Raw genomic sequence first — 9,093 nt, forward strand, 5'->3', positions numbered from 1 at the left:
GCCCCGGCCGGGCCGGGGCGGCGACGGACCGGCTCAGGCGGGCTCGGCGCGCAGCTGCACCAGCTCGTCGACCAGGGTCTCCACGTATTCGGCCGTGTCCTCCCAGCAGGTGACGGCCATGCAGCGGATGCCCATCGCCTTGACCGGGTAGTCGTTGCCGCCAGCGTCGAGCCGGTCGCCGACGAAGAGCACGTTGTCGATCTTCAGGTCCAGGCACTCCAGCAGCTTGCGCATGCCGTACGCCTTGTCCACGCCCTTGCGGGTGACGTCGATCGAGGTCGAGCCGCCGCCGCGGACCTCCAGGTCGGGCAGCTTCTCGGCGACCGCGTCCCGGAGCCGCTTCTTCTTGCTGCCGTCCGGGTCCCAGCCGTACTTCTCGGCCGGCGGGGCGGACTGGCCCAGCGCGGAGAAGGTGATCTGGCTGCCCCGGTCCTCGACGATGTCGCCCCAGGTCTTCGACTCCCAGAGACCCAGCGCCTTGGCCGACTCGGTGAGCGCCTCGATCACGCGCGCCTTGTCCGCCTCGCTCAGGTCCTCGGCGTACACCAGCCGCCAGTCGCCGTCGTGCCAGCGGTAGTAGCGGGTGCCGCAGGTCGGCATCAGGTGCAGCCGGGCGCGCTGCTCCTCGGTCAGGTCCAGGTGGGCCAGCACCTGCGCCTCGAACTGCTCGAAGCGGCCACCGGAGATGATCAGCACGTCCACCTCGGTGAGCAGGTGGCCGAGAAGTTCCGCCATCCGACGATCGATCTGGGACTTGGAGACAGCCAGGGTGTCGTCCAGGTCGAACGCCACCACTCGAATATCGTTCATCAAGTACCACCATGTCGTCGGGGGCAGGCCAGGACTAGCAGGGTACCGACGGTGACCAGCCGGCACCCGCGAACCCCGATCGTCACGCTGCGCACCGCTCCATCGCGGAGCGTAACAATGGGCCCGAGCAACCGTCGGGTGTTCCGGCTCTGGTCATGCCAACCGGCCCCGCGTCTCAGAAGTCGATCCGCATCACGACCCGGCGCGGCGTCGGGTGGCTGACCTCGACGAACCCGGCGTCGGCGAAGACGCTCCGGGTGCCCACGTACAGCTCTCCCGCGCCGGCATCCTGCCCCGGCGGCACGACCATCGGATAGCCCTCCACGGCACGGGCACCACGCGCCCGGGCGAATTCGACGGCGGCCCGGGCGAGTGCCCGGCTGACCCCCCGGCGCCGGTAGCCCGCCCGGGTGACGAAACAGGTCACCGCCCAGACACCTGGATCGGCCCGGTCCTCGTCGCGACCGCGCCACGGCACGCGGGTGTACCGCAGGCGCAGGTAAGCGGTGCGCGGCTCGACCGCGCACCAGCCGACCGGCTCGCCATCCAGATAGGCGACGAGCCCGCTGGTGGCCTCGGAACCGGGACTGCCACAACTGGCCTGGTCCGCCAGCCGCTCCGCCCGCGCCGCGACCGGAACCGACGCCCAGTCCCGGTCCCGGAACTTGTACCACTGGCACTGGCAGCGGGCGGCGTCGCCGCGGGTGCCGAACACCGTCTGGAGGTCCGCCCAGCTCGCCCGGTTGGCCGGGACCACGTCGACGGCCGTCACGCGGCATCGCCCTCCCCGGCCGGGACGGGCCCGCCGACCGTGCCGACGCAGGCCTCGTTGCCCTCGGGATCGGCGAGCAACCAGAACGACGGGGCGTGCTCGTCGCTCACCAGACGGCCGCCCGCCGCGACCGCCGCCGCGACCCGGGCCTCCGCCAGGTCGTACGGGATCCACACGTCGACGTGCATCCGGTTGCGCTGCGGGCGCGGCGCGTCCATCTGCTGGAACCACCACGCCGGCCCGCGGCCCCGCGGGTCGACCAGGTCCTCGGGGCTGTCGGCGCGCTGGACGTAGCCGAGCAGCGCCCGCCAGAACGGCGTGACCCTCGGAATGTCCAGCGCGTCGACGCTCACCTGCACGCTCTGCACCGCCGCCAGGTCGGCGGGGACGCCGAGTTCGCGCGCCACCGCCGAGATCCGCCGGGCCAGCCCCAGGTCGTGCCCGGTCAGCCCGTAGCTGTCGGCGGTCAGCGTGACCAGCCGCACGGCCACGCCGTCGCGGCGCAGGTCGACGTCCGGCTGGTGGTCGTCGAGACTGGGCAGCTCGCCGATCGCCCGCACCAGCCGGACGCCGGCCGCGAACGACCCGGTGCGGAACCAGGCGCCGGCTCCCTCGCCCAGCACCCGCCAGTCCTCGACGCCCTCGGCCGCATGGAACTGCTCTGCCGTGATCCGGTCGCCCACCATCTCTCCTCCCGTCGGTGCGGCCCAGTCTCCACCCGGTTCCCGACATCCTCTGTCGTATATGCGCGATCATGGTGCCGTGCGTGCCTCGCGGATGATGACCCTGCTGTTGCAGCTCCAGGTGCGCGGTCAGGCCAGCGCCAGGGAGCTGGCCCGCCAGTTGGAGGTCAGCGAGCGTACGGTCCAGCGGGACGTCGAGGCCCTCGTCGCCGCCGGGATCCCGGTGCGGTCGACCAGAGGGCCGGCGGGCGGCTACCGCCTCGACCGCGGCTACCGCACCAGGCTCACCGGGCTCGGGCTGGACGAGGCCGGCGCGCTGGCCTTCCTCGGGCTGGGCGGCCCGGCCGAACAGCTGGGGCTCGGCGAGCTGCTGGAAGGGGCCCGGATCAAGGTCTGGGCCAGCCTCACCGGCGAGGCGCGGGAACGCGCCGGCCGCACCGCCGAACGCTTCCACCTCGACCCGGCCCGCTGGTACGGCGCGCCCGAGCCGGTGCCCTGCCTGCCCCAGCTGGCCGACGCGGTCTGGCGCGACCGTCGGGTGCGCCTCCACTACGTACGCGACGGTGAAGCGTCGACCCGCGAGGTCGCCCCCCTCGGGCTGGTGCTCGCCGCCGGCGACTGGTACCTGGTGGCCGGGCGGGACGGCCGGCGGCGCACCTACCGGGTCTCCCGGGTGCGCGCAGTGGAGCCGCTCGACGAGCCGGTGACCCGCCCGACCGGGTTCGACCTCGCCGGATCCTGGGCCGAGGCGCGCCGGGCGCTGGAGGACGAGGCGATTGCGGTCGAGGTCACCGTACGCGTGGCGCCCGGGGCGCTGCCGCGCCTGCGCCGCCTGGTGCCGGTGCCCGGCAAGGATCGCATACCCGTCGCCGCCACCGACGAGATCGAGCTGACGGTGCCGTTCGAGAACTCGGGGTGGGCGGTGTCGGCGCTGCTCAGCCTCGGTGCCGCCGTGGAGGTGCTGGCGCCTGAGGAGATGCGGGCGCGGGTGGCGGAAGAGCTGCGCGCCGCTGCCGCCCGCTACGACGGAGCGCGCTGAATTCGGTAGACAGCGCCGGCTCGCCTGGCCATGGTCGGATCATGCGGCAGGACGAGATCTGGGGCGTCGAGGCGGCCCAACGCTATGACACGCCCGGAACCGGCATGTTCGCACCCGAGGTCCTGGGTCCCACCGTGGACCGCCTCGCGGAACTCGCCGGAGACGGGCCGGCCCTCGAGTTCGCCATCGGCACCGGCCGGGTGGCCGTCCCGCTCGCCGGACGGGGCGTGCCCGTCACCGGCATCGAACTGTCCCCCGCGATGGTGGACCGACTCCGCACGAAGGCCGACGAGGAGACGATCCCGGTACTCGTCGGCGACATGACGACCACCGTCGCCCCGGGCCGATACCCGCTCGTCTACCTGGTCTACAACACGATCTCCAACCTGCTCACCCAGGCCGAGCAGGTCGAATGCTTCCGCAATGCCGCCCGCCACCTCACCCCCGGCGGTCGGTTCGTGATCGAGCTCTGGGTGCCGGAGTTGCGCAAGCTGCCGCCGGGCCAGCAAGCCACGGTCTGGCACACCGAGCCCGGCTACATCGGCCTGGACACCTACGACGTGCTGCGTCAGCACGTCGTATCGCACCACTTCCGGTTCGGTGCGGGCACCGAGGCGCAGCTGTTCCGCAGCCCGCACCGCTACATCTGGCCGGCCGAGCTCGATCTCATGGCGCAGCTGGCCGGGTTCGAGCTGGAAGCCCGCCACGCGGACTGGTCGGGTGCCGAGTTCACCGCAGACTCGCGGTCCCACGTGTCCGTCTACCGCATCCCGCGCTGATCCGGCACGGCCGCCGCCAGATCCGGTGGGTTTTCCGGAGAGCGCCTTCGCGGCAGCGGGAAAGTTGGGAAGCTGGGACCGCGGCGTCGGCGGCCGACCACCCGGGCTTACGCCATCCGCGTCGGCAGGTCCGGACAATCGTGAGGAGGCACGGATGGTGACCCGTGACGACCTACCCGCGCCGCAGCAGGGGCTGGTTGTCACGCACTTCCTGACCGTGCGCGACATCGAGGTCTCGCGGAGGTTCTACACCGACATCTTCGGCGGGCAGGTCGTCCTGGCCGAAAACCCCGCGGTCGTCCGGATCGCCAACAGCTGGATCATCATGAACCCCGGCGGGGGACCCACCCCCGACAAGCCCGACATCATCCTGAGGCCACCCGAGCCGGGCGACCCAGTGTCCGCATTCCTCAACGTCCGGGTGGCCGACATCGCCGCCTTCTACGCCGACGCCCGGGCGAAAGGCGCACGGTTCCTGACCGAGCCGCTCGACCGCAAGGCCGAGTTGCGCTGCTACCTGTGCGACCCGGACGGCTATCTCATCGAGATCGGCCAGGCCACCGGAATGCTGCACGGCGTCTTCGCCGACCGGCCCGCCAGTTCGAGCTGATTCCGTTCCCACCCGGGATTGCCGATCCGGCACCAGCGAGCCACCCAGCGGTGAATCTCGTCGAGCGGTCCGCGCAGCAGCCCGTCGAGGTCAACCTCGCCGTGGCGCTGTTCGGCGACTCCGTCTGAACTGAGTGACCAAACACCCCCTATGGTGCGCTCCGGCGAGATCGGGATCTGGGCCGCGTTCCCTCCCTTGGGGTCTGTTGTTAACGCCAATGCCGTGTTCTTATACCGATACGACGAGGTCAGAGACCTCGTCGCGGCGACCGTCGTCCATCCCGCTCTGCCTCCATCCCCCATGCGTGAAAGGTGCAACGATGCGCAGGAGATCCACTTTCCAACTGGCAGCCCTGACCGCTACCGCTGCGACATTCCTGGCGGCCGGTGGAGCCTCCGCGGCGGTGAGCACGGCGGCGTCCGTGACCGCCTCCGCGGGTGTTGCGGCGTGTCAGCCGGGCGCCGAAGGGCACAGCGCGGCGCGGGTGAGCGAGGGCGCCACCGCACAGGAGCCGGAGCTGTACTCGAAGAATGAGGCAAACGCCTACGGCGTGATCAAGGATTCGCCGCGCCTGCCCAACGGCAGCGTCACCGTGCCCACGGTCTTCCACATGATCTCCGACCACCCGCTCAGCGCGGCCGAGACGAACAGGTGGAACACCCTGATCGCGGCGCAGATGACGGTGCTCAACGATTCGTACGCGGGCCGCACGGCGGCGGACGCCGCCGACACCCCGTTCCGGTTCAACCTCGTCGACACGACGTGGACCGTGAACAGCGACTGGTACACGGTCGTGCCGGGCAAGAACGAGCGGGACATGAAGCAGGCGTTGTACACCGGCGACGCCCGCACCCTCAACGTGTACGCGGCGAACATCGGCGGCGGGCTCCTCGGCTGGGCGTACTTCCCGAAGGGCTACAACAACGGCCGGGACTACATCGACGGCGTGGTGATGCTGGACGAGTCGATGCCGGGCGGAACGGCGGGTAAGTACGCCCTGGGTGACACGCTGACGCACGAGGTCGGGCACTGGCTGATGCTGGAGCACACCTTCGCGCACGGATGCTCCGCTTCCGGCGACTACGTCGCGGACACTCCGCGGGAGGCGGCGCCGCAGTTCAACTGCCCGGTGGGCGCGGACACCTGCACCGCGCCCGGGCTGGACCCGATCCACAACTTCATGGACTACACGCAGGACTCCTGCATGAACATGTTCACCGCTGGACAGGCGGACCGGATGAGCGACGCCTGGGTGGCATTCCGGGCCGGTGGCGGCAAGCAGTAACCAATCCTTGGTGGCACGTGTCGGGGTTGACGGGCTGCGGCGAGCGGCTCGTCAACCCCTTCACACGTAAGCCGAAGCGCTACGAAAGGGGCGCGCGTCGGCGGCATGTGAGTGCACCTCAGGCTGCGAAGCGGTCAATGGCTGTGGCGAGGTCGTCACCAGTCAGGGGCTGCTGCATGTCGCTGAGGACTCTTGCCACGGCAGGGAGCGCGTGCTGCTGGTTGGTGAGGAGAACGCTCACGTAGTCCTTGTCGGGAACCAGTAGCATCGCGGTCCGGTATCCGGGCAGGCGCCCGTTGAGGTACATCTGGCCCGAAGGGCCAAGCGCCCATCCGAGGCCGTACGTCATGGGGTCGTCCGGCCTGGTGCGCGGTCGGCGAATGTCCTCCAGAAGGGCCCGGTCGCCGAGCAGTCCTTGGCCAAGTGCCAAGAGGTCCGAGACGCACGACCACAAGCCTCCGCTGGGGCGGCGCGAGTGTGGGTAATCGCTCCGTGGGAGCTCGGTCGAACCGTCCCACCCGGTGACCGAGTCGCGCGGTGCGTCGAAGCTTGTTCGGGAGAGATGCCAAGGTTCGAGCAGCTGCTTCGTCAATGCCGTCTCGTACGAAGCGCCGTCGAGGGCCGCGAGGATCGCGCCGGCCAGGAAGTAGTTCCCGTTGTAGTAGGACCAGTGTGCCCCGGGCTCTTGGTCGTTCCCGGCGCGTACGACGAGCCGGGCCGCCTCGTTGAGCGCGTGGCGCCCGTCACCCAGAGCTGCCACGGCGGTCGAGTCCACGGACTCACGCAGCCCCGAGACCTGCCCGAGAATCTGCTCGACGGTGAGGCTCGCATCGGCTCGCCAGTCAGGCGCGAGGTCTGGAAGCAACTCGATGGCTGGAGTGCTCAGCGGGACGTCGTGCTCTTGCAGTGTCAGCACGAGCGCAGTGGAGGTGAAGGTCTTCGTCAACGACGCGATTCGGAAGCACGAATCCGAGGTCACCTGAACCGCTCCGCGAGTGGCCACGCAGCTTGTCCCCGTAGCGGAGAGCCCCGCTACCACGGCCGGGACGCCGCGGAGATGGACCTGCTTGTCGAGCACATCCTGGAGATTCACGGTGAGGATCCTCCCAGCCGCCGCCAAGGCGCCTTCGGGCAGCTTGGTAAGACCCGAGCTGTCATCGGCACGACGGATGTTGACCTGGTCGACTCTCTGTGACGTTGCGTGACGCGCGGTCGGCGGTATGTGCGTCCGTTCCAGATGTGATCCACTTCCCGAGTGACTCAACCTCTCTCGGCACCGCTTCCGTCGGACGTCGAGGTCCGACTGGCCGAAGAGCTGAATGTATGGCTATCCACCTTGCGCCGTGATGGCTCCCCCCACGTGACGCCGGTTTGGTTCGTCTACGCCGACGGCATCTGGTGGATCGGCTGCGACGGTCGCAGCGTCAAGGCCCGGAACGTAGTGGCCGACGCGCGGGTGTCCCTGGCCTTGGAGGATGGGACCAATCCCGTCGTAGCAGAGGGCATCGCACGCGTGCACCGCAGCAACTTCCCAACCAAAGTCGTCGAGGCCTTCGCGAGCAAATACGGAGGATGGGACGTCAGGAAGCCGGTCATGCAGGAGAGTGACCGGGTACTGCTGGAGATTCCCGTCCGACGGTGGCTGCTCGCGGGCATGGCTCAGTAATCCATGGCAGCCGCCGAGACGCTCGCGTACACGCCTCTCGGCTACTTTTCATTGCCCTATGACTGTCGCCCGGGCGGGCTTCGGTCGAGGCGCTCGGCCTGTCGCTCTCTTTTCGGCCGCCCACGTTGGTTGTGTGGCTCTCTTTTGGCCTGCGCAGTCCCGGGCGTCGCCCCAAGGGCGGGGAGGGGCTCAAGAGCGCCTCTGTGTGTTAACCCGTGCCGGTGGCGAGTTTGAGTTGATCTTTGATGAGGTGCCGGTAGAGGGGGGACGTGGGAGTGTCAAACGAACGGTGTATTCACGGTTTGGTGGGACTAGACAGCGTCGCTCAGCCCGGCGTCGGCCTGCCGCCGAGTCTGGGGTGTTGGTAAGAATCGCGCCACCGGGGGCCAAGACCTGATCTTGGTGGGTAGCGGGATCCCTTGGTAGGGAGTCTTTGCTGGTGCTGCCCCTCTGAATTAGGGCGCTGGCGGACCCGCGCCGCGCTCGTCGATCTAGCGGAAACGCGGGTTGAAGACATCTGCCCAGTACTGGAGCGTCACTTCTCCCTGTGGGACCTCCAACTCCCAGTAGGCGTGCAATGCGAACGGAATCCCCAGGGCGTACGGGATCAAGACGGCAACGACTCCGACCGGCCAAAGCGATACCTGAACGCAGACGAACAACACAGCCCAACTGATGGGCATGAGTCGCGTTCCCCAGATGGACGCGCGGTACATGCCCGTCTGGCGGACCACTCGCAGCCTCTGGTCGATGCTGGACATAAGCCCACGGTAAAAGGCATCCACAAGCGTGGGTGGACATGCGTGCAAGGCTGGGAGGATACGCAGGGCCCCGCCGTAGCCCGGGACGCTGAGGTCGCTCAGCGCTTAAACGCGGGCCGGGCGAAGGTGGCGAGGCGATCGGGCACGCAGCGGGCACGGAAGCCCCGGAACACAGACCAGTGATCCTTGATCAAGGCGGTGACTTGGTGCCCCCGGCAGGATTCGAACCTGCGACACACGGTTTAGGAAACCGTTGCTCTATCCCCTGAGCTACGAGGGCGCGAGGCCCCAGCGTACCTGCCGGCAGACACCCGCCAGCGCCCAGGAGTGGCGGGCGCCGTAGCGGCTGGTGAGCCCGCGGCGGGTTCGTGGCCTGGAGCGGGTCGGTGACCCGCAGGGCCGGTTCGAGGTCGGCGGCAGCGGAGGCGTTGCCGGCCAGCAGGCGGCGGGCGGGCAGGTGCCTGCTTCCGACAGGCGAGTCGATGGCCTGCCCGGATGCCAAGCCGATTCCATTTGGCCAGCTGTGGTGCTGATCTGCCAGGGTTAGTAGTTCGTGCGCTTGGTGGCGCGACCCTGAGCGGGTGAAAATCGGGCTAGGGCCGTCCGGCTGACGTCGTACCGTCTTGGCGCTGTCCGAGCCCGTGGGTTAGTAGGACGCTGGGGATCTGATCGACAGGCACCCGGAACT

The 9,093-nt window shown here is 69.3% G+C and carries 10 protein-coding genes and 1 tRNA gene; 5 read left to right on the forward strand and 6 right to left on the reverse strand.

The window, feature by feature from the left end; genetic code table 11:
• Window positions 1-33: 33 nt before the first annotated feature.
• The 3 genes from ACFYOS_RS04705 to ACFYOS_RS04715 all read right to left on the reverse strand — a co-directional run bounded on the left by ACFYOS_RS04705 (window position 34) and on the right by ACFYOS_RS04715 (window position 2,265).
• Complete coding sequence (locus tag ACFYOS_RS04705; RefSeq protein ID WP_387136029.1) at window positions 34-810, reverse strand: HAD-IIB family hydrolase; 777 nt, start codon at window positions 808-810, stop codon at window positions 34-36.
• 175 nt (window positions 811-985) lie between these two features.
• Window positions 986-1,582: a GNAT family N-acetyltransferase gene (locus ACFYOS_RS04710; protein WP_387136030.1), complete on the reverse strand. Its 597-nt coding sequence runs from the start codon at window positions 1,580-1,582 to the stop codon at window positions 986-988.
• Window positions 1,579-2,265, reverse strand: coding sequence for a VOC family protein (locus ACFYOS_RS04715; RefSeq protein WP_387136031.1), 687 nt, complete (start codon window positions 2,263-2,265; stop codon window positions 1,579-1,581). The genes ACFYOS_RS04710 and ACFYOS_RS04715 overlap by 4 nt, the downstream gene beginning before the upstream one ends.
• 79 nt (window positions 2,266-2,344) lie before the next feature.
• On the opposite strand from ACFYOS_RS04715, the gene ACFYOS_RS04720 reads away from it, so the two are divergent.
• From ACFYOS_RS04720 to ACFYOS_RS04735, 4 genes are all read left to right on the forward strand, one after another.
• Window positions 2,345-3,304, forward strand: coding sequence for a helix-turn-helix transcriptional regulator (locus tag ACFYOS_RS04720; protein WP_387136032.1), 960 nt, complete (start codon window positions 2,345-2,347; stop codon window positions 3,302-3,304).
• 41 nt (window positions 3,305-3,345) lie between these two features.
• Window positions 3,346-4,083, forward strand: a complete 738-nt coding sequence (locus tag ACFYOS_RS04725) for a class I SAM-dependent DNA methyltransferase (RefSeq protein WP_387136033.1) — start codon at window positions 3,346-3,348, stop codon at window positions 4,081-4,083.
• 154 nt (window positions 4,084-4,237) lie between these two features.
• The gene (locus ACFYOS_RS04730) at window positions 4,238-4,693 is read left to right on the forward strand and encodes a VOC family protein (protein ID WP_387136034.1); all 456 of its coding nucleotides are present in this window, start codon (window positions 4,238-4,240) and stop codon (window positions 4,691-4,693) included.
• A 484-nt stretch (window positions 4,694-5,177) separates the two neighbouring features.
• Window positions 5,178-5,978: a zinc metalloprotease gene (locus tag ACFYOS_RS04735; RefSeq protein WP_387136035.1), complete on the forward strand. Its 801-nt coding sequence runs from the start codon at window positions 5,178-5,180 to the stop codon at window positions 5,976-5,978.
• A 118-nt stretch (window positions 5,979-6,096) separates the two neighbouring features.
• Here the strand turns inward: ACFYOS_RS04735 and ACFYOS_RS04740 are convergent, their stop codons facing one another.
• Window positions 6,097-7,071, reverse strand: a complete 975-nt coding sequence (locus ACFYOS_RS04740) for a serine hydrolase domain-containing protein (protein ID WP_387136036.1) — start codon at window positions 7,069-7,071, stop codon at window positions 6,097-6,099.
• Window positions 7,072-7,233: 162 nt separating this feature from the next.
• On the opposite strand from ACFYOS_RS04740, the gene ACFYOS_RS04745 reads away from it, so the two are divergent.
• Window positions 7,234-7,644, forward strand: a complete 411-nt coding sequence (locus ACFYOS_RS04745) for a pyridoxamine 5'-phosphate oxidase family protein (protein ID WP_387136037.1) — start codon at window positions 7,234-7,236, stop codon at window positions 7,642-7,644.
• A 491-nt stretch (window positions 7,645-8,135) separates the two neighbouring features.
• On the opposite strand, the gene ACFYOS_RS04750 is transcribed toward ACFYOS_RS04745, so the two are convergent.
• Together ACFYOS_RS04750 and ACFYOS_RS04755 are read right to left on the reverse strand one after the other, a co-directional pair.
• Window positions 8,136-8,405 (reverse strand): hypothetical protein, encoded by a 270-nt coding sequence (locus ACFYOS_RS04750; protein ID WP_387136038.1) that lies wholly within the window; start codon window positions 8,403-8,405, stop codon window positions 8,136-8,138.
• 204 nt (window positions 8,406-8,609) lie between these two features.
• Window positions 8,610-8,685 (reverse strand) — tRNA-Arg (locus ACFYOS_RS04755).
• Window positions 8,686-9,093: the final 408 nt, after the last annotated feature.

Source organism: Micromonospora sp. NPDC005806 (assembly GCF_042871425.1).
Classification (GTDB): Bacteria; Actinomycetota; Actinomycetes; order Mycobacteriales; family Micromonosporaceae; genus Micromonospora.

Excerpts from the sequence above, each read along its gene's own strand:
- ACFYOS_RS04725 (WP_387136033.1), top strand. The coding sequence starts at position 3,346 with ATGCGGCAGGACGAGATCTGGGGCGTCGAGGCGGCCCAACGCTATGAC.
- ACFYOS_RS04750 (WP_387136038.1), bottom strand. The coding sequence starts at position 8,405 with ATGTCCAGCATCGACCAGAGGCTGCGAGTGGTCCGCCAGACGGGCATG.
- ACFYOS_RS04730 (WP_387136034.1), top strand. The coding sequence starts at position 4,238 with ATGGTGACCCGTGACGACCTACCCGCGCCGCAGCAGGGGCTGGTTGTC.
- ACFYOS_RS04705 (WP_387136029.1), bottom strand. The coding sequence starts at position 810 with ATGAACGATATTCGAGTGGTGGCGTTCGACCTGGACGACACCCTGGCT.